General features: G+C 46.1%; 16 protein-coding genes and 1 riboswitch. Of the genes, 6 read left to right on the top strand and 10 right to left on the bottom strand.

What is annotated here, in order from left to right; all coding sequences use genetic code 11:
• Window positions 1-587: 587 nt before the first annotated feature.
• The 6 genes from ASL11_RS19510 to ASL11_RS19535 form a co-directional block, all read right to left on the bottom strand.
• Complete coding sequence (locus ASL11_RS19510; RefSeq protein WP_056618386.1) at window positions 588-905, bottom strand: hypothetical protein; 318 nt, start codon at window positions 903-905, stop codon at window positions 588-590.
• Window positions 906-976: 71 nt separating this feature from the next.
• Window positions 977-3,187: an MMPL family transporter gene (locus ASL11_RS19515; RefSeq protein WP_056618390.1), complete on the bottom strand. Its 2,211-nt coding sequence runs from the start codon at window positions 3,185-3,187 to the stop codon at window positions 977-979.
• A gap of 74 nt (window positions 3,188-3,261) precedes the next feature.
• Window positions 3,262-4,641, bottom strand: a complete 1,380-nt coding sequence (locus ASL11_RS19520; RefSeq protein ID WP_056618395.1) for a sensor histidine kinase — start codon at window positions 4,639-4,641, stop codon at window positions 3,262-3,264.
• Window positions 4,638-5,318 carry a response regulator transcription factor gene (locus ASL11_RS19525; RefSeq protein ID WP_056618401.1) on the bottom strand — a complete coding sequence of 227 codons (681 nt, stop codon included), beginning with the start codon at window positions 5,316-5,318 and terminating at the stop codon, window positions 4,638-4,640. The genes ASL11_RS19520 and ASL11_RS19525 overlap by 4 nt, the downstream gene beginning before the upstream one ends.
• Window positions 5,319-5,481: 163 nt before the next feature.
• Window positions 5,482-5,928 (bottom strand): cupredoxin domain-containing protein, encoded by a 447-nt coding sequence (locus ASL11_RS19530; protein WP_056618407.1) that lies wholly within the window; start codon window positions 5,926-5,928, stop codon window positions 5,482-5,484.
• An 81-nt stretch (window positions 5,929-6,009) separates the two neighbouring features.
• A complete protein-coding gene (locus ASL11_RS19535; protein WP_056618409.1) occupies window positions 6,010-6,492 on the bottom strand; it encodes an HPP family protein in 483 nt (160 codons plus the stop codon).
• A gap of 169 nt (window positions 6,493-6,661) precedes the next feature.
• Between ASL11_RS19535 and ASL11_RS19540 the strand changes: the two genes are divergently transcribed.
• From ASL11_RS19540 to ASL11_RS19565, 6 genes are all read left to right on the top strand, one after another.
• Window positions 6,662-7,549 (top strand): LysR family transcriptional regulator, encoded by an 888-nt coding sequence (locus ASL11_RS19540; RefSeq protein WP_157256975.1) that lies wholly within the window; start codon window positions 6,662-6,664, stop codon window positions 7,547-7,549.
• A 315-nt stretch (window positions 7,550-7,864) separates the two neighbouring features.
• The gene (locus ASL11_RS19545) at window positions 7,865-8,464 is read left to right on the top strand and encodes a DedA family protein (protein WP_056618418.1); all 600 of its coding nucleotides are present in this window, start codon (window positions 7,865-7,867) and stop codon (window positions 8,462-8,464) included.
• Between the two features lie 77 nt (window positions 8,465-8,541).
• Window positions 8,542-9,108 carry a thioredoxin family protein gene (locus ASL11_RS19550; protein WP_056618420.1) on the top strand — a complete coding sequence of 189 codons (567 nt, stop codon included), beginning with the start codon at window positions 8,542-8,544 and terminating at the stop codon, window positions 9,106-9,108.
• A 20-nt stretch (window positions 9,109-9,128) separates the two neighbouring features.
• A complete protein-coding gene (locus ASL11_RS19555) occupies window positions 9,129-9,752 on the top strand; it encodes an MBL fold metallo-hydrolase (protein ID WP_056618423.1) in 624 nt (207 codons plus the stop codon).
• Between the two features lie 281 nt (window positions 9,753-10,033).
• Window positions 10,034-10,324 carry a hypothetical protein gene (locus ASL11_RS19560; RefSeq protein WP_056618426.1) on the top strand — a complete coding sequence of 97 codons (291 nt, stop codon included), beginning with the start codon at window positions 10,034-10,036 and terminating at the stop codon, window positions 10,322-10,324.
• A gap of 140 nt (window positions 10,325-10,464) precedes the next feature.
• A riboswitch (cobalamin riboswitch) is annotated at window positions 10,465-10,659 on the top strand.
• A 149-nt stretch (window positions 10,660-10,808) separates the two neighbouring features.
• Complete coding sequence (locus tag ASL11_RS19565; protein ID WP_082595606.1) at window positions 10,809-13,991, top strand: DUF4430 domain-containing protein; 3,183 nt, start codon at window positions 10,809-10,811, stop codon at window positions 13,989-13,991.
• Between the two features lie 125 nt (window positions 13,992-14,116).
• On the opposite strand, the gene ASL11_RS19570 is transcribed toward ASL11_RS19565, so the two are convergent.
• The 4 genes from ASL11_RS19570 to ASL11_RS19585 form a co-directional block, all read right to left on the bottom strand.
• A complete protein-coding gene (locus ASL11_RS19570; RefSeq protein ID WP_056618432.1) occupies window positions 14,117-16,597 on the bottom strand; it encodes an ECF transporter S component in 2,481 nt (826 codons plus the stop codon).
• Entirely contained in the window at window positions 16,570-17,388 is an 819-nt protein-coding gene (locus ASL11_RS19575; RefSeq protein ID WP_235550516.1) for an energy-coupling factor transporter transmembrane component T, read from the bottom strand. Before ASL11_RS19575 ends, ASL11_RS19570 begins: the two co-directional genes overlap by 28 nt.
• Before the next feature lie 68 nt (window positions 17,389-17,456).
• The gene (locus ASL11_RS19580; protein WP_056618439.1) at window positions 17,457-18,347 is read right to left on the bottom strand and encodes a DUF4430 domain-containing protein; all 891 of its coding nucleotides are present in this window, start codon (window positions 18,345-18,347) and stop codon (window positions 17,457-17,459) included.
• A complete protein-coding gene (locus ASL11_RS19585) occupies window positions 18,347-19,990 on the bottom strand; it encodes an S-layer homology domain-containing protein (protein WP_056618442.1) in 1,644 nt (547 codons plus the stop codon). The genes ASL11_RS19580 and ASL11_RS19585 overlap by 1 nt, the downstream gene beginning before the upstream one ends.
• Window positions 19,991-20,049: the final 59 nt, after the last annotated feature.

The following is a 20,049-nucleotide window of genomic DNA, read 5'->3' on the forward strand; positions in this document are numbered from 1 at the left end:
TGTCTTGATTCGCTCATGGAAAGTGTCTTGATTCGCTCATGGAAAGACACCTCTTAGTTAATAGTTAAGATTATTATCACTTCTACACTAAGAGACGTCCACTATTAATTCTAAGTGCAAAAAGGTAGTTATTTTCTGCATATTCGCCTGTACTGATGAAAATGGGTGGAATTAACTACGTATTATCCAGTTATTTGATTATAAGGTGAAAATATTGAGGATTTAACTGTACTTTTTCCCTCTAATTGGCTGATCCGGGGCATTAGCAGCTATAACAGTGGGGGAGAGAAGAGAAAAAGAGGGAGTGGTTTGGGGAATTAAGTGGGATAGGAGTAGTAAAGGTAAATCAGTAGTAAAGGTAAATCAGTAGGCTAGGAGCAGGATGGTAGCGGGAAGTGAGTGGGTGGTCTAGGAGTAGCTAGTAGTGGGAATTAAGTGGGATAGGAGTAGTAAAGGAAATCAGCAGGCTAGGAACAGAATAGTAGCAGAATAAATGGTCTAGGAGTAGCTTAGAGGGGGAGGAAATGAACTTCATCAATGCAAATAAGAGCGGATGATCCGCTCTTATCACACTCAACTAGTTCGTGCTATCCGCCAAATGCGTCGCGAAACGCCTCATTCAAGGTTTCCAGCTCTACGTTCCATATAGGAGCGACCTCGGGCGCAACATGTTCGCCGAACCAGTCAGCTAGCAATCGACGGTTGCTGCCATTTTCGACGATGAAGGGGAGATTGAGCATCACTTTTTTCACGTAAATGGTCTCGGCAGACTTGATTTGCTCGGGCGTGAGCCATATTTTTAACCGTTTAATGGTCCGATATAGCTCCTTGTTGCAGGCTCTCCGAATGGCACGAGCGTTGGGGAGTTGCTGTTTATGTCGTTCACTTTGTTTCTGATACACCATACAGGGATCGACGCTCCTCTCTCTGTTATGTGTATGCACAGAGAGGGCGGAGAGCGACTAGGGACAAGAATCTATTGCGCCCAAGTTCGTGGAGTATGGGTATGCTTCGCCTTTGCCTCGCGCGGCCCCATATAGCTCATCAGTGCTGGCAGCAGCATGCCTCGAACGAGGAAGGTGTCGATGAGAATACCAGCCGCCATCGCGAAACCAAACAGCAGCAGCTCCTGCAACGGCTGCGTCATTAAGACACAGAAGGTCGCCGCAAGCACGATGCCGGCCGAAGAAATGACGCCGCCCGTTAACGCCGCGCCGCGTTGTACAGCCTCTCGCCAAGGATGGCGCTGCGCTTCCTCTTGCACCCTAGACACCAAAATGATGTTATAGTCTACGCCTAACGAGATGAGGAAGATAAAGGTGTACACGGGCAGACGGTAGCTGAAGGCATCGTGTCCAAATCCGAAATGAAACACACTCCAGACCACTCCCATTGTAGCCGCGTAGGATAGCAACATAGTAGCCATCATGGTAAGCGCCAATCGAAGGGAGCGGGCTTGCCAGATCAGCATAACGGTAATCAATAACGTAATGAGTGAGAAAATAACCAACGTATCCCGCTTATTCAGGGAACGGACATCAAGCTGTTCCGCCGTTTGCCCTGCGTAATGCAGAGTGAACTGGCCGGTCTCGAAGCCACTCTGCCCAAGCAAGGCTTCGCTATCCTTGCGTAAGCCGGAGATCACCTCTAGCGCAGCTTGATCATAGGGATTCATTGTCAGAATCAGCTGGAACTTCATCGTATGCTTAGGTAAATTGGCATTCGCAGAAGTGAACTCAACTTGATTGACCCCCGGTGTTAGCGAACTAATCCCCTCCTGCTCCCGGATAAGCCCGGTTAGTGTATTCATTTTGCTAATAAATGCCTCATCCCAAACGATTTCTTTCTTCGACTCCAAAAGAACAGTGACTGGCGCTAATTGCCCAGGAGGAAACTGCGCCTCTAACGTGTCAAAGCCTTGTCTAGAAGAAATATCGCTAGGGAAGGATTTCATGAGATTAAACGAGTAGCGCATACCGAACGTAGTTAGAGCAGGTGCTACCAGAACGATAATGAGCACGAGAGCGGTTATCCGCGGCTTTGAGGTAACGTGAGTACTTACCCAAGCCCAGAAGCCGCGAGACTCTTCATTCAGATGGGCCACTTCCGAACGTGGGATAAACGGCCAGAAAGCTCTTCGCCCAATTAAGGCAAACATAGCAGGAATTAACGTCAGTCCACCGAGCAAAATAACCACCATCGCAATTGAAAAGACTGGTGCAAAGTTATGATAGGGCTTGAACACAGCTGCGAATAACGTGAGCATGGCAATGAGTACGGTGCCGCCGCTGAAGAAAATCGGTTCAGCCACGTTGGAGAAAGCCTTCGACATCGCCTCGTACTTAGAATCCGTTGTCCGCAGGGCGGAACGATAGCGCGCAATAATAAATAAGCAGTAATCGGTCAACACAGCGAAAAGTAAGATCATCATGATGGAGAGGGATTGCTTCTCGACGAAAATCCAGCCCATCTTGCCTGCTAAGCCTATGACTCTATCGACAACTGCATACACCATGCCTGCGATAACCAAGGGTAACAATGCCAACAGCGGTGATCGGTATATGATGATTAAAATGATAAGAATGATCCCCAGTGTGGCGAGCATTAGCACAAAATCGGCCTTTTTGAAGAGCATAATGGTATCGGATGAGATGCCCGCGGGACCTGTGATGTCAAGCTGCACCGTCCCTAAGCCAATCTGATCCGATGTTTGACGAATCTGTTCGAGCGTATCATAGACAGGACCAGATGCCAGATCCTTCTGGAGGGAGAGCGTTAACAAGAGCGTTGTACGATCTGCGGAAAATAAGAGCTCTTGCTGCGCCGCGGGCATTTGATGAAAAGGAAGAGAACGTGTGACGTATGCCGGTTTCTGATCAGAAGCCAGCCACTTACTTATGCTAGTTATAGCGCCACGTTCAGCATCCGTGATAGGTTGCTCGGAATGGAACACGAGGATAGCAGTTAAGCCGTCCGAGGAAGGATAGGCCTCTTGTAATAACTGTTTAGCTTCTTCGGATAGTGTATGGCCAGCTAAGCTGCCTTCACCGCCGCTTTGGGCGACTTCTTTGGAAGATGGCGCAAATGCGCTTAATAAAAGGATAGCAGCTAGCCAGCTGATGAGTACAATTTTGACTCCTTTGGAACTGCTTACGAACTGAGCAAGACGTGTTAATGCATGTTTCATAGCAGGTTCATTCCCCTCTCCTAAATCTACTTCAAATAGTAGGAGAGGAATATGAACGGATGATGAATGCAAGATTACATTCGGGGTAGGTGGACAGTGAACGTTGTCCCTTTGCCGAGCTCACTCTGGACATGAATACTGCCACCGTGCAGTTCGATGATTTTTTCAACAATCGATAAACCAAGGCCCGTGCCCGTACTGGCGCGGTTTCGGGAGCGATCCGCTTTATAGAAGCGGGTGAAAATATGAGGCAGCTCCGACTCCGACATGCCAATCCCTGTGTCGCTCACCACGACGGTGACCTCCATCTCTGATGACTGAATCGCAATGTGTAATGCGTCATGAGGACGAGCGTATTTGATACCATTCGTAATAAGGTTAAGCCAAACCTGATGCATCAATTGGTGGTCGGCCGAGACGTCAGTTTCCGGTAGATCTAGTTCGATGTCGAGCGCCTTTTCCGACCATTGCCACTCCGTATGAATGAGAATTTGGCGGATTTGTTCATCCAGCCGATACATAGTGCGCTTAACTACATGACTCTCTTTATCTAATGAGGCTAGCGTTAGCAGCTGTTTACTGAGGGAGGACAATCGTTTGCTTTCGTCTAAAATGATATGAAGATAGCGCTCCTTCTCTTCTTCGGAGGTCGTCTGATCCAATATGGATTGGGCGAAGCCTTGAATCGAGGTTAACGGAGACTGGATTTCATGGGAGACATTGCCCACGAATTCCTGTCGCATAGCTTCTACCTGTTTGAGCGATTGCGCCATGAAGGTAAAATCTCGTGCAAGCTCCCCGATTTCATCTTGACGGGAAACATCCATCGTCATCTCGTAACTGCCGCCAACGATTCGTCGTGTGGCTTCTCGCAATCTTTTGACAGGCTTCACGATGAATTGGGAGAAAATAATGATAAGAACGATGCTGAACAGGAAGGTAAGTCCGAGCAGAAAAGCCATCAGCACGCGCACGCCGCCGATCTGCTGTTCCAGATTAGGCCGAACAAACAAGGCATACGTTTTCCCCTGCACCTGAACAGGGACACCGATGCTGTTGCGCAGGCTATTTTCAAAATAGCCGATCACCATCAGAACATGCCGCTCCTGCAGCATACCACGGTACGTTTCTCCCGCTAAAACACGCTGAATCTGTTCCGGATCGAACTGCGTATGTTTATATGGCGTCCCATAGAAGGTCCCTGTCATCTGGTCATTCACGACATACAGCTGGAACCCCATATTGGCGATATGAGTGAAATACGTGGCAGGCTCTACGTTGGGCATTTCTTCGTAAAGAGAGCGGATTTCGGTTGTGATTTTCCAAATTTGTTCCTCGTTCTGATCCCTTAATTTCGTTAGATAATACCAATTCGAAAGAAAGAGTGCGAGTACCGAGCTGACCATGGCGATGAGAATAAACGTAACAACGATGCGAAAATATAATGTTTTCACCCTTCCGTCACCTCAAGCTTGTAACCAAGTCCTCTTACTGTCGTAATCATAAAGTCACTTGTTTTCTCATAAAAACGCTCCCGCAGTCGCTTGATATGAACATCGATGGTTCGGCTGTCACCTTCATAATCCGTGCCCCACAGCATGTGAATCAGCTGCTCACGCGTGAAAATGCGCCCTGGATGACTCGCCAATTGGGCGAGCAGCTGAAATTCTTTGAGCGGCAGCAGCAGCGTTTCACCTGCGATCGTGACTTCATAGCTTTTGCGGTTGATGACCGTTTGACCAAGTGTAATCATCTCCGAAGAAACCAACTGGTATCGCCGCAATAAAGCACGCGTACGGAAGAGCAGCTCTTTCGGCTCGAACGGCTTGACCACATAATCATCGGTGCCTGAGGCGAAGCCTCGCTCTTTATCTTCAATCTCACCTTTGGCGGTCACAAGAAGAACCGGAATATCGTAGTGCGCGCGGATTTCCGCACATAGTTCCAAGCCGTCACGCAGCGGCATCATGACATCAACAACGGCGAGATGGATTTGTTCGGTTTCCAGCAGCCTCGAAGCTTGCTCACCGTCACTTGCTTCAAAGACCGCATACCCTTCTTTGGAAAAAAGGAAGCGCATGAGCTCGCGAATATGGGCATCGTCATCGGCGACGAGTATATGTGTTTTCATTGGGGAAGCACCTTCTTCATTGGGAATCAATTGAGCTTGGCCTCAGTGTAAACGAAAAAAAACCTTAATGCCACTTCTGATATCGAGTCGCCTGCTGGTGACGATTCGAGGGGCAGAAGGTAGCATAAGGTTTCGCTGGAATAAAACAGAACCAGGGAGGTTTCTAATAGACCTCGATATAGCCGATCATCGGACCATTATGCGCCATATCGGTATGCGTCATACAGATGAGGCGATACGTCCCCGCTTGGTTGGCGGTAAAATGAACGATGGTTTCTTTGCCTTTTTTGATCTCACCGCTGATATTGAGTCCTTCGATGAAAAAGGGGTGACTCTCGCCATTGATGCCAAGGATGCTAAGCTTGATACGCTCGCCTTTCTTAACAGCAATGGTGCCAGGGTCCCAGCGGTAAGCCTCGATGGTTTTGCCATCAGCTGTGGTGGATTTGAACTCCCCAACAACCATGTGAATGGTGCGTTCTGATGTGGGTTCACCTAAGGTTGGCAGGATGTTTTCCCGATTTAGATACACCCAACCGATAAGAATAAGTAGAAGTGCGGCTGATAGCTGATAGAAATGTTTGCGTTTGACAATCCATACTCGGGACATAGGGTCCGCCTCCTGTACAAGGGTCTTGTACATCTTATGCGGAGGCTTGTCAGCGCATGAATTGGAATTACACGGAACGTGTCACCACCACTTCGTGGGATAGTGGGCTTTGGTTGCCCGGTGATACCCGCAGGCAACGAGCACGATCAGCGCTGCGCCGAGCAGCACCGGCGTAAGCAGGAAGCTCCAGCCGGCGCCGGTGAGCATCACGAGCAGCGGGTCAGCGCCTGCAGGCGGATGCAGCGTTCGCGTCAGCTGCATGAGCGTGATGGCGGCGCCGACCGCGAGGGCGAGGCTCCACGCGTGCACGCCGAACGCGGTGAGGGCGCAGAGCCCGACGAGCGTGCTCAGCACGTGGCCGCCGATGAGGCTGCGGGGCTGAGCGAGCGGGCTCTGCGGGAGCGCGAAGGCGATGACGCAGGAGGCGCCGAAGGGGGCCATCAGCAGCGAGGTGCGAGCAAAGTCGCCGAGTAAGCTGCACAGCAGGATGGCGATGAAGCCGCCGATGCCGGGGATGAGTTTGATGAACATGGGAGAGAGTTGTAGTCGAAGACGAGTGAACATGTGGGGTGCCTCTTTTCTTTGTTGTTTTTCCCATTTTCTTTAATGGTTTTCTCATTATCATATGGTATCATGAGAATATGTATTTGAATAACGAATGATTATGATATCTGACATTTGATAATCCGATGGGTGGTGTAGGGGCGTGTTGGAACAGCTGGATGGGCGGAGCATGAAAACTTTCATCACCGTGATGGAAGAAAAGAGCTTCAGCAAAGCCGCGCTTAAGCTTGGTTATGTACAATCCACGGTGACGATGCATATTTTGCAGCTGGAGCAAACCTTGGGACAATCTCTCTTTACACGGTTGCCGCGTGGCGTTGAATTGACAGCGGCGGGCCGAGAGGTGGCGCCTTTTGCGTATCGATTCTTGCAGTTGGGAGAATCCTTGCAGGAGAAACTAACGGGCTTACAGGAGCCCAAAGGTGTGGTGCGACTGCGCGCGCTGGAATCGTTCTGCGTGCCGCATCTACCGATGATGCTGCCGACGTTGTTCGAGCAGTTTCCGCACATACAGCTGCAGCTGGAAACGGGCTTTCAACGCGACATTGTTCAGGAGGTGTCAGCGTTCCGTGTGGATTTGGGCATTGTGCCGCGGGATCCTAAGGTGCGCAATCTCACTTTTACCCCGCTGCTCGAGGATGAATTGGTGTGGGTAGGGGCTCCGGCGCTAGTGAAGCGCATCGAGCTGGAAGGCTGGGAAGCGATCGCACAGACACAGGTCATCGGCTTTGGCAGCCGCTGCATATATCAATCTTTGGCTTCCCAGGTACTGATGACGGACAAAGGGCTCTCTACGTTTACCGAAATGGCCTTCGACAGTACGGAAATGCTCAAACAGACGATGATGTGCGGCATGGGCCTCTCCTTGCTGCCTGTCACTGCTGTTCAGAAAGAGCTTGAAGCGGGTCAGTTGCTTCGCGTTGCGTCGGAGACAGCGATTCCGTTGGAACATGGGCTGATTCACCGTGCAGGCAAAGAGCTCAGTGCACCTGTGGAAGCTTGCAAATCGCATATTTTGGCTTATTTCAGCAATGAGTTGCATACAAGTAGAGGATAGCGGCATGTCTATGATAGAATGTGGATGAGATTAGAATGGGTAACACGTACAAGTTAGACCTCATAGGGGAAGTAATAGGCATTTAATAGGAAAAACTACAGCTAATTATGAGGATTTCAACGGAAAAATTAGAATATATGGAAAATACCCAGCTATTTTGCGGATTATAAGTGATTTCGAGAGGAATAGGCGAATTTAGATGGATAAAATCCAGCTATTCTCTTTCTTTTGATCCTATGGGCCCAATTAGATGTACTTTTTCCAGCTAAGTAAGTAGCGAATGTAAGGGAAAGTGAAGCGAAGAGAGGGTTACGGATGAGTGAGTTAATTCATAGTGTTTTGGTGTATTTGGAAGGTTTGGGGTACTGGGGAATATTCCTTGGACTCATGTTGGAGGTCATTCCGAACGAATTGCTTTTAGCCTACGCAGGGTATCTCGTATCCAAAGGTCAAATTAACTTCGTAGGTGGTATGGTTTGCGCGGTTATCGGGGGGACGTTGGCCCAAATCGTGCTATATTGGATCGGGCGTTATGGCGGCAGGCCTTTTCTGGAGAGATACGGCAAATACCTGTTGATCAGCAAGCATCATATCGATGTGGCGGAAAGCTGGTTCAACCGGTACGGCACGGGGATGATTTTTACAGCGAGATTTATTCCGATTGTGCGTCATGCGATCTCATTGCCAGGCGGTATGGCGAAGATGCCTTTGGGTAAATTCTCCCTTTACACGGCATTAGCTTTAGTTCCTTATTCGTTCTTATATATTTATTTGGGCATGAAATTGAAGGACAACTGGGAGACGATTGGCGAGTACGCGGGGCCTTATATTAAACCATTGATTATCGCTGCTGTCGTGCTGACGATCCTGTATGCGGGCTATCAATTTTATCTCAAAAGAAAAACGAAAGTCTAGTAAGGTTGATTTGGCGGTTTCGCCTTGCTTTTGATACAATGAATGAGAAATAGGATGATCCTGGGAGGATGACAACGATGGGTGCAAATCTTGCTAGTAAACTGGGTACAGGCTTGAAGCCGAAACAGTTTATCGAAAGTATGGAAAAAAATAAGGAGCAATTCTTAGCGTATTATGATGGCTTTGCTTGGGACAATGAAGAGGATAAGGAATATTTCGAATCCCTTAACAATCGCGATGATCTTCGCTGCTTGATTATTGCTGCTGACTGGTGTGGCGACGTTGTTCGCAACGTGCCTGTTGTTTTCAAGGCTTTGGAAGATAGCGGCATTCCAACGGAAGTTCTTATCATTGAACAAAACTATGATGTCATTGATCAGTTCCTGACAGGCGGCGGACGTGGGATTCCAATCGTCGTATTCACGGATACTGGCGGCTTCTCACTTGGACACTGGGGACCTCGTCCGAAGAACGTGCAAGCGGTTATGACGCAATTCAAGAAAGAAAATCCAGATCGCGATGCGGCAGATTATAACGAAAAAATTCAAGTAGCCAGAGCCGAAATGGGTCGTCAATATGGCGAAGGTAACGGATATCATGCTGTTATTGTGAAGGAACTTCGTTCATTGATCGAATCGTTCTAAAAGGTGAGGGTGGCATCACGATGATCAACATTCAATCCTTCGTCCTGGGTCCGGTTCAGACGAACGCGTACTTACTGTCGAATCCAGAGACGAATCAAGGTATTATTATCGATCCCGGTATGAATCCGAAGTCGCTGATCAAAAAAATTGCCGACATGGATATCGTGGCAATTCTCCTGACGCATGCGCATTTCGATCACATCGGTGGCGTTGACGAGATTCGTAAGCTCAAAGGCTGTCCGGTGTATATTCACGACCTGGAAGCCGATTGGCTGACGAATCCGAAGAAAAATGGCTCCGCTCGCTGGCCAGAACTTGGGACTTTAGTTGAGACGGACCCGGCAGAGTTCGCGCTGGATGAGGGGCAAGTGCTGGAGTTCCTTGGCATTAAGCTCAAAGTGTTCCATACCCCAGGCCATTCGCCGGGCAGTGTGAGTTTCCTATATGACAAACACCTGTTCAGTGGTGATGTGTTGTTTAAACTATCGGTCGGTCGTACCGACCTGCTTGGCGGAGACGACAATACCCTGCTGGATTCCATCCAGGATAAGCTGTTCCTGCTGGATGACGACGTCATCGTCTATTCGGGGCATGGCGCCAAGACGACGATTGGCTTCGAACGCGAGAATAACCCATACGTGTAATTATTTGAAGGACTGCTTCCTCTGATGAGGGGGCGGTCCTTTTTTTGTTTTTGGCTGGGGAAGAGGAGTAAGTCGAAATAATCGACTATCTCCTGATTGTGCTCGTTCGCCCATGACACCCACCCAATTTATTTATAAACTGGGTATTTACCGTGTGCAACGTAGGTGCTTCCCCATAGACTGATGTTGTAAGCTATTCACCCAACTCCAACAATAACCTTTGAGTTAACCGTAAGCTTGTGAAAGTCCCTTTGGGGAAAATTTGAAGGAGGTGCTCTTCCATGGAATATGTTAAAGTTCCGAATTACCCAATGCAACCAATGCCAATGCCAATGCCAACCCCGATGCCAATGCCAATGCCTACACCGCTTCCAGCGCCAGCGCCAATTATGCAACAACCGATGCACAATAATATCCACCTGCACGCGTCCTACCAACAAACTGAATTTGTGTTCCCGAAACCGGTTCATACGCAAGCTGTTGCTTGTCCACCGAAAAACAATTCAGCCGCTAGTATCCTAGTACTTTTCATTTTGCTAGTTATTATTACACGCAGCATTTGTAGATATTAATTTACGGATTGCTCGGGTAAGAAGAGAGGTAATCCCACGAGGCCTAGGGGTCTTGGTGGGGTTGCCTTTTTGGGTTTGTGAAAAAAAGGATTGTCTATTACGATGAAGTCATGTAAAATTCGTCATGATTACAAACAATTTCATAAACTAGCTTAATAGGTGCTTTCCGCTGAATCTAGCGGAAGCTTAATAGGGAAGTTCGGTTCAATTCCGATGCGGTCCCGCCACTGTAACGCTGAGCTAACAATCATAGCCACTCTCGATAACAAGAGGGGAAGGAGATTGTACAAGCGATGAAGCGAAGCCAGGAGACCTGCCTGATAAGTAATTTATTTTTTTTCTCACGAGGATGGGAGGAAGATGTTTCTTTGCATTTGCCAAAAAGAATGGTTAATCGTTGGATTAACACGATTCTTACAAAGACATCTTTCCTCTAGAAATCGGGGAAAGGTGTTTTTTTCGTTTATCTACTATTTTAAGGAAGATGAAGGTGATTGGTTTGTTCAGTTTGATGAAAAAAGGGATTTCTGCTCTTCTAAGTTTGGCACTTATAACTTTATTGCTCGTTCCGCAAGCTGCTAGAGCCGTTGATTCAGATCCAAGTACGAAATTGGATACCATGATCTCGGATACCGTCTCATTTTATGAGCAGAATCGATCTGAACTTAATTCTTGGTGGCAGATGGTGGCGCTATGGGGAGCAGGGGAAGATCTGCATAGTAGCAAATGGACGCTGCCTTCTTGGGAACAAAGTGATCCTGGTGATTTATTAGCTACTGACAGTAGTACATACCATATCAATTTAATATTTGGATTATTGGCTATGAATCTTGATCCTTCCCATGCATGGGAAACGGATCGTAATTTGTACGCAGAGTTAGCAGCTCAGCAAAATCCATCAACAGGTTCCTTTGGAGGTTCTAATCGACAGATTTGGACGATGCTTGCTCTGGATACAGGCAAGAAAAGGGGACATAACGTTGGGAGCTGGAACGATGCAGCCAAAGAAAAAGCGTTAAGTTATTTACTTAGTTTACAATTGTCTGATGGCGGGTTTGCTTTCTTTGGAAGTGAATCGGATACAGATATTACAGGGATGGCGCTGCTAGCACTTGGCAATTATCAATCCAATAGCGCAGCAGCAGCTGCAATAGAACGTGCAAAAATGTTATTGAAGGAAAGGCAGCTAGACAATGCTGGATTTAATTCCGCGGGTCAATGGGGTTACGGCGACAACTCGAATAGTTGGGCCACATCGGTATCAGGTTTGGTTGCAGTTGGAGAAGACATGTTGTCCGCAAATTGGGTCGTCAATGACCGGACTGTTGTTGATGCCGTATATAGTTTTCAACTGCCAAATGGAGCTTTTACTTGGAAAGTAGATGCACCTAGCCAAAACTTGATGGCAACGGAGCAAGTGTTAATCGCTCTAACGGATATTCAGCAGGGGAAATCAGTTTGGCAGCGTTTAGCGGATAAGCCAAATTTAACTACCGTACAAATAAACGTTAATGGTATTAATAGTCCGATACTGCCACAAGAGTCGATAACTGCAGCAGTCTATGGCAGTCAGCCGACGGCCATGGATGCTTTGAAACAAGTACTTGAGAAGTCCAACATCAACTTTGTCATTCAAAACAGTAGTTATGGCCCCTATCTCTCCTCAATTGCAGGTCAAGCTGCAGGAACTCTTGGCGGATACGACGGTTGGATGTACAAAGTTAACGGGGTATCACCGCAAGTCGGTGCAGCAAATTATATTTTAAATGACGATGATATCGTTACGTTTTATTATGGGCGTTGGCCTTCCATTGCGATCGCTTCGAATACGAACATCGGAATACTTAACCCTAGTTTGCAGATTAAGCTAGTCGGCGATACGTTCACTTCTGGTGCCAATACGGCAGCAAATTGGAGCTTCGATTCTGGCACTACAGGATTGACGATTGATCATATAACGCAAGAAAGCAATCAACAAGATCTTGTTATTACTTTTGCAGGTCAAGGTCAAACAGGAACTCTTAAGCTCCAAGCATTGCCAGCAGCCTTGGTTAGTAACTCGGCAAGTAATAAGTTGACCATTCATAATGTGAGCACTTCGGGTGATCAGATTGTCAATGTTGGCGCAAATGAGTCCAATGTAACCTTCTCGACAGATGAAAATGATCCAGCGACGAACAAAATTACTCTTTCATTCACGACACCATTTTTGCCAGAGGTTATTGCTAAACGAGGCAGTACGGAGTTAGACATACCGGCTTATACAGAAGTTACATCAGTTGCGTGGAATAATAAGATTCAATTGCCAAGCATTCTGAGTACAACCGATAATTCTGTAACGAATAAAGTAAGCGGAGTACTTACCGGCAGCGGTAGTAGACTAGACAGTATCGATTCACGCATTAAAGTGGGTGGTGATAGCCGCATCCAGTTTAATCAACACGTTACACTGAAATTGAAGGGGATGGGTGATCGTAACGCCGGTTTCATAGATGAAAACGGTAATTTCACTGCAATACCTAAATATGACAACAGCAACTATCGAAACGATGATGTGTATGCTTACAGTGAGAATGGCGATTTAATTATTAAAACGAAGCATTTCACGGAGTTCTTAGCCTTTAAATCGACGTTAGTAACAGTAACAGCGCCTGGTCCTGGTGGTGGATCTGGACCTAGTACTACACAAAAGGTTACACTTTCTGTTGAAAAACGCTCTCTGGGTGAAGGAGATATCATTGCTCCAATAACGGTTAATTTGCAATCTGGCGATACAGCGTTTACGTTGCTACAACGGGTACTTGTTACCCAAAGTACAGCTCTATCTTATACAGGTTCAGGTGCAAGCATCTATGTACAATCGATTGATCACTTAGGGGAGTTTGATAAAGGACAGCTAAGTGGTTGGATGTACTCCGTGAACGGGGTCTTTCCAAAATACAGCGCGGGTATCTACACATTACAGAATAACGACGTTCTTCGTTGGCAGTACACGAAAGATCTTGGGAAAGATATTGGTGATGCCTATACCCCGCCAGTAGGAGGGGGGAGTGGTAACGTTGTTAACCCTAATAACCCTAATAACCCTGGTAAGCCTGCGGAACCAAACGAAGAAACCAAAAACACGCTGGAAGCAGAATATGAAGATGCTGGTGCTATTTCCAGTTGGGCACAGGATGCTGTAGCAAAAGTCACTACTTTGGGATACATGGAAGGAACCGGAACTAATTTCGAGCCCAAACGTGAATTAACGAGAGCAGAGTTTGCTGCGCTCATCGTCCGTTATACAGGAAGCGAGTTAGTAAGCGGTGGATCAGATTTTGAGGATGTTAGCACAGAAGATTGGTATTTTAAGTATATAGTAACCGCGAAATCGAAGGGATTGATCACAGGGATTTCAGCCCATGCCTTCGCACCGAATCAAACGATTTCCAGACAGGAAATGGCTGTAATTCTGGGTCGTTTACAAGGTGTTGCGATGGAGGGACAGATATCGGTTGACCTTAAAGACCAATCATTTGTTGCTGACTGGGCATTACCATATGTTAATCAAGCTATTAAATCCGGATTATTAACAGAGGATAACGGATATTTCAACCCGTTACTTCCTGTAACCAGAGAGATGGTCGCAGTGGTTATTATGAGACTGCACGAGCAGAAAAAGTAGAACGGGCTTTTAACAAAGAAGGGGAGAAATCCTCTTCTTTCCCAGTCGGATGCAATTGCGCATTTGGACATAAAAAACAGCACCCCCCATGGTTAGTTACTAACCAAGGAGGTGCTGTTTTTGTTTTACGAAACTAACCCATACTTTTCTTTTATTCGATCTAATTTTTCAAGCATAGGTCGTGCTAGGAAATATAGGAATATGACAGTTGCTATGGCATGAATCAAATCGAATGGAACTCCTCGGATACATGCAAGTGTAAGTGCGCCAATTGTGGGTTTTGATCCTGTCATCACGACGGAAGAAAAATTCATGATTATGCCATAAATGAGAAATGTCGCTGATCCTCCAAATACACAAAGAGCAATTCTGTTTCTGCGTAGAATACCTTTTTTGAACAGTGCTCCAGCAAAAAATCCAATGATCCCGAAAGCGAACATCTGCCAGGGTGTCCAAGGCCCTTGACCAAAAAAGTAATTTGATACAAAACCTGTGACTGCACCGACTAGAAAGCCGGTTTCAGCCCCTAATGCGATACCGGAAAGAATAACAATCGCAACAACGGGTTTAAATTGAGGAACCATGAAGAATGCCATTCTGCCAGTTACGCCAATCGCACATAGCACCGCTATGACGACAAGTTCTCTCGCCTGTGGCTTTCGCCCCTCGAAAATCATCATGAAAGGTAGTAAGGTTTCCAAAATGATAAGCATGCTAATAAAGTAGTATTTTCTATCGTCCAAATAATAAATGCCAAACCAAATAGTTAATGGAATTAATAAAAGAATCATGAGCATGGCAGTCAATGTGCGTTTGGAGAGACTTCTTTGTTCGACTGGTGTTTGCTCATTAGGGACTGATACGGTTGAGATATCGCTATGTTTACGGAACGATGGAGGTAGTTGCACCTTTGGTTTTGTGTCCACCTTATGCATTTCTTCATTGCCATTAAAGGCCTTAATGATGTCATTGGTTGTAATGGCTTTTGGAATCAAATCTCTGGCCATTCGGCTTGCAGAAGTCGTATAAAAGCTATTTCCAGCAAAGAATTCCTGGGGATTGCCCTCGGATACGATCGCCCCGTCAAAGAACATCGCACACCTGTCAGCAAAGCTAGCGCAAAACTCGATATCATGACTGACCATAACAATGGTCGTTCCTTGTTGTTTTAAATTGATTAAAATTTCGGCAAACATCAATTTGTAATGTGCGTCTAGACCTTTCGTCGGCTCGTCCAACAGAAGAATGGCAGGTTGAAGAAGTAAGATCTTAGCAAGAGCGGCACGTTGTTGCTCCCCTCCAGACAAATCATAAGGATGTCGGTCGAGAAGTTGCTGTAACATACATAACTCCGAAACTTCATCGATACATTGTTGCCTATATGCCATGTCCAGCTTGCTGCCGGATAGCATCTCCAAAAGATCAGCTTTAACTGTTTTTTGTACAAAAAGTGCTTGTGGATTTTGAGGGAGAACGCCAAGGAAACCATTGAATTTCTCACTGTCCGAATACTTGTCAATGGGTTTCCCATTCATCAGGACAGTTCCACGATAATGTTTGCGAAGTCCAGATATCAGAGAAAGGGTGGTCGTTTTACCAGTTCCATTACCACCAACAATTGCATAAATTTCACCTGGAAATGCACGTAAGCTCAGGCCTTTCACCACATCAGGGGAACTTTTTTCATATTTAAACCATACTTCGTTTAACTCAATTGTCGGTTCTGCCCTTCGCACTGGCATGTCAGCAGTTTGAATGTCTTTCTTGAATGTGTGATTCTGTGCAAGAACATGTAAGAATTCTCTACCTTCACGGACTGTAATGGGGCAAGGGAGCTGGTTCTCAATTCTTGCATACACACGCATGGGAGTAGGCATCGCATAAAACATGTCGTGCTGCATATCTCGAAGTTGTTCACCGACTTCCTTCGGTGTTCCAGATATGAGGATTTCACCATTATCCATCACAATTGCGCGATCTGACAGCGGAAGGACCTCTTCGAGTCGATGCTCGGATATGAGAATAGTGACCCCAAGTTCTCGGTTGATTTTCCCAATGGCAGCTAGAAATTCTGCTGCAGCAATAGGATCGAGTTGACTGGTAGGTTCATCCAATATCAATATTTTCGGCTGCATGGTCATAATGGAAGCCAGATTCAGCAGCTGCTTCTGTCCGCCGGATAAATCGGTAACTGGTTTATGAAACCACTCCTGTATGCCGAAGAAGCTGGCCATTTCCGCTACACGCCGCCGAATCTCAAGGGTGTCGTAACCAAGGCTTTCAAGCCCGAAAGCAAGCTCATGCCAGACCTTGTCTGTCACAATTTGATTGTCGGGGGATTGCAGCACATAGCCGATTTGAGCGACTTGTATACGTCTGTCTAGATGTTCAAGGGGCATTCCATCAAATAAAATCTCGCCTCTTCGTGCTCCGTGCGGTGTAAGATCTGTTTTCAAATGTCGTAAGAGGGTTGATTTGCCGCAGCCTGACTTACCACAGATGGTAATAAATTCACCTTGTTTTATAGTCAAAGTTACGTCACTTAACGCATTCCCATGGGATCCAGGATAGGAGAATGTTAGTTGTCGGATTGTAAAGACTTCCATTTGATATCCTCCGAAATATTAATAATAAGCGGTATTGCGCATAGGAATGCATAAGTCGTAAAGACACTGATACTATAAATTGAAAGCCCTACACCTCGCATGGAAGGGAAGTATCGGAAATACATAGCCTTCGTAACAGCTCCTATTAGGATATAACCTCCGCTTACGACCAGAGCGATTAGTGCAGTTTTATCGCGGCTATCCCATGTAAATATTGAAAATGCGGTTCTTCCCTGTAATCCGTACCCTCGGCTTTTCATCGAATCTGCGGTTTCAATGGCATTTTCAAGCATCCAGGTCACCATGATAGATAGAATCCGAATACCATGCTTGATTCTATGAATAAGACTACCTGTGGATATATCCCGACCGATACATTTTTGGGCATTAGAAACGATGGTAATCTGAGCCTTAAAGCGGGGCACAAAACGCAGTACCATCGAAAAAATGAGCGATAAAGCAGGAATGATTTTTCCAAACAAATAAATAAATTTATCAGAAGTCATGACAGCGTTATAGCAAGAAAACCAACAGATAACGGAAATGAACATGGTTGCTGCTGCAAGGCCATAGGTAATAGATTCCAGGGTTAGCGGATTGCCGTTATGCAAGTACGTTAATATCGTAACCCCTTCGTGATTAAAGGCAGGATTAATAAGCGCAGTTAGGATAAGAAAAGGAAGCATATAGACGAAGTTGAACTTGATTGCTTTCTTTCCGTTCAGATAGATGGAATAGGCAAAGGCCAAGCTAAGAGAAATAACTAGGCTTACTGGATGCATGAAAATCATTGAGAACAAGATTACGCATGTAAAATACAAAAAATTGACTAGGGGGTGGAAGCTTGCAAAGGAATCCCTCATTGCTTGCCACCGCCAGTTGAATTATACGTATCCCCAACGTCACGTCCTAAATCACACGTGTATACCCACTCAATGACATCGCCCTGTTTCAGCTGATACCGACTAGCTCCATAATTAGGAAACCAACCATTCACTTTATACATCCAACCGGATAGCTCTCCACAATCAAATTCATACAAATTATGGATACCTTCAATATAGGCTGAATTGTAAATAGGGGTGTTCACAAATTCCATATGAATTTTATTCTTCTTCATCTCTCTTTGTAGGACGTTAAATACGGATTCTCCCTCATAAAAAGTAACCTGTTGTGATTTGAAAATAATGCCATCTTTCGGCACAAGCTCAACCTTTTCAGGATCAAGCAATTTTATATTATTTAGAATCGTTAGGCAGCTCACCGAAAGCGTCACTGTCATTTGTTTGTCAGTGATTTTCGTGTTCTGCGGCTCAATGGGAAGTGGTTTTCCTTCAGGAACAGGTTCGGTAAGGTATTGGTCCTTGCCCGTCTTAGGGTCTATTTCCATAGCTGGACTTGCGATTGGTTCGGTTGCCTTGGGTAGATCTGGTTGGCTGAAATCCCCATCTTTACCCGACTTAGCGGGGGTCTCCACAGCTTGAGTTGAGGCAGGTGGCGACGCCACAGTCGGACTTGCCACCGGTGTCTCGGTACTTGAAGATGCATCGGGTGATGCTGTGGGAACTGGCGATCGTTCAGAGCTCGGTTCAGTCACTGCGGGTGATGCTACTGCTGGATTACTTGTTTCTAGGGCGAAGGTGGACGTCTGATCTGCTTGCTGCCGCGGCTGTCCGCTGCTAAGGTAGGCAATGACGAGTACGGTTAGTATAAGTACTGCGGCAATGAGTTTATTTTTCGTTAATCGCATTAGTTCGCCTCTTTAATAAGTTTAGCAGCAGAGAGTAAGCGGTAGAGCATCTCGGCTATTTCAGCTCGTGTGACTGCTGTAGTAGGCTCAATATTCAGCATATCTTGGGATAGAATATGTTCTCGATAGCAAAAAGCTAGCGCATCCCTCGACCACTCGGCTGTTTGTGTGTAATCTCCAAATTGAGCTAACATATCTCGCGTTTCAACTGTGTTCAAATGGGTATCCATGCCAGTGAGCTTAGCTGCGTTGGCGATCATGACAGCAGCTTCCTGCCTTGTAATCGTACTGTCCGGTGTAAAAGTGGTCTCTGACGTTCCGCTTACGATGCCATAAGAATAAGCTGTGCCTACATAGTCGGTATACCAGGCTGTAGCAGGGACATCATGGAATTTAGATTGCTTTTGCATAGGTAGGCCTAAACTTTTGGTTATAATGGTTGAAAATTCGGCACGCGTCATTGTTTGATTAGGTGCGAACTCAGTGTCAGTCATACCGTTAATAATTCCTCTAGATGCAAGGGATGTAATGGCTGCTTGATTTGTATGGTTAGCGATATCAGAGAAAGTCTTATTCGCATCGATAACAGGCATTACTTGTATATCCTTGTGTTTGTTTAGTAAGCCGTTATTGTTGTCAGGTGTTGCTGAGGTAGCTTGCTTGACATCGTTCATTCTATACAAGCTGCTCTTATTCGTGAGGATTCTTTGTACATTCACAAGCCCATAAAATGCCTGCTCTGTCGACATCCCCGTTACTCCACTGCCGTCAGAAGTATGCTTAAATCCCTGTCCTTTGGAATAAAAGGATAGCAAATCATCAACAACGGTATGACCATTCTTAATAAAACGACTATCTTCAATAGTGATACCAAGCTCACATAGCGCCATCAGTACCTGCACGGTGCTCTCTGAAGTTTTCGCGCCCCAACTTGCGTAGCCGCCTTCGTTGTCCTGTAATTTGGAAAGAAGGTTAATTGCCTTTTCCGTAGCTGTTTTTACTATCGTATCATTTTGATATTTGGCTAGTGCCTGTAAGGCCATGCCCGTAATATCAGGATCTGCCGACACACCCGAAAGTGCAAATCCGCCATCCTGAAGCTGATTCGATATGATTTCATCTATATACATGTCTCGGGTAGCCTGCGTTTTGGCGGTTGGATTTACCGGTATATTGTAATTGCCGCTGTCGAGGGAAATTAATGCAAATATAGGACCATTGATACCTTGCCAGATGGTTTTATCAAAGTCCCCGAGCGGTGTAAGCAGATTATAACCTGCAACATGGGTGGGATCTGCGCCTATAGCGGTTAAGGCCAAAATCAAGCGGGAGTATTCCGTGTACTTTTTATCGTGAAGGTTGCCTTGTACATCTTTGACATAGGTTTCAACACTTTTATAATAATCGTCGTAATAGCTTTGAGGTACGTTATAGTTGGAGCGGGCAAGCCCGATAATTGCCCATTCACCGCCTATAGAGCCTACCTGGGGCTTCTTGATAGTTTCAAGTAAATACGCAGCTGTAGACTTTACAGCATCGTCCACAGCCGAATTCGAGTTAGCGGATACACGAACGATGCTTAGACTGCTTGCAAATAGGAATAGAGCCATGAATAGGGTGAAAATCCTATAGGTTAGTTTCATTATTGTCCTCCTAGTAAAATGATAGGGATGATGAGCATACAAAAAAGCCCTTGATTTGA

The organism is Paenibacillus sp. Soil750 (genome assembly GCF_001428045.1).
Lineage (GTDB): Bacteria > Bacillota > Bacilli > Paenibacillales > NBRC-103111 > Paenibacillus_E > Paenibacillus_E allorhizoplanae.

Bases quoted from the DNA above. Each gene is read 5' to 3' on its own strand.
- ASL11_RS19510 (WP_056618386.1), bottom strand. From the start codon at position 905: ATGGTGTATCAGAAACAAAGTGAACGACATAAACAGCAACTCCCCAAC.
- ASL11_RS19515 (WP_056618390.1), bottom strand. From the start codon at position 3,187: ATGAAACATGCATTAACACGTCTTGCTCAGTTCGTAAGCAGTTCCAAA.
- ASL11_RS19525 (WP_056618401.1), bottom strand. From the start codon at position 5,318: ATGAAAACACATATACTCGTCGCCGATGACGATGCCCATATTCGCGAG.
- ASL11_RS19530 (WP_056618407.1), bottom strand. From the start codon at position 5,928: ATGTCCCGAGTATGGATTGTCAAACGCAAACATTTCTATCAGCTATCA.
- ASL11_RS19535 (WP_056618409.1), bottom strand. From the start codon at position 6,492: ATGTTCACTCGTCTTCGACTACAACTCTCTCCCATGTTCATCAAACTC.
- ASL11_RS19540 (WP_157256975.1), top strand. From the start codon at position 6,662: ATGAAAACTTTCATCACCGTGATGGAAGAAAAGAGCTTCAGCAAAGCC.
- ASL11_RS19545 (WP_056618418.1), top strand. From the start codon at position 7,865: ATGAGTGAGTTAATTCATAGTGTTTTGGTGTATTTGGAAGGTTTGGGG.
- ASL11_RS19550 (WP_056618420.1), top strand. From the start codon at position 8,542: ATGGGTGCAAATCTTGCTAGTAAACTGGGTACAGGCTTGAAGCCGAAA.
- ASL11_RS19555 (WP_056618423.1), top strand. From the start codon at position 9,129: ATGATCAACATTCAATCCTTCGTCCTGGGTCCGGTTCAGACGAACGCG.
- ASL11_RS19560 (WP_056618426.1), top strand. From the start codon at position 10,034: ATGGAATATGTTAAAGTTCCGAATTACCCAATGCAACCAATGCCAATG.
- ASL11_RS19565 (WP_082595606.1), top strand. From the start codon at position 10,809: ATGAAGGTGATTGGTTTGTTCAGTTTGATGAAAAAAGGGATTTCTGCT.
- ASL11_RS19570 (WP_056618432.1), bottom strand. From the start codon at position 16,597: ATGGAAGTCTTTACAATCCGACAACTAACATTCTCCTATCCTGGATCC.
- ASL11_RS19575 (WP_235550516.1), bottom strand. From the start codon at position 17,388: ATGATTTTCATGCATCCAGTAAGCCTAGTTATTTCTCTTAGCTTGGCC.
- ASL11_RS19580 (WP_056618439.1), bottom strand. From the start codon at position 18,347: ATGCGATTAACGAAAAATAAACTCATTGCCGCAGTACTTATACTAACC.
- ASL11_RS19585 (WP_056618442.1), bottom strand. From the start codon at position 19,990: ATGAAACTAACCTATAGGATTTTCACCCTATTCATGGCTCTATTCCTA.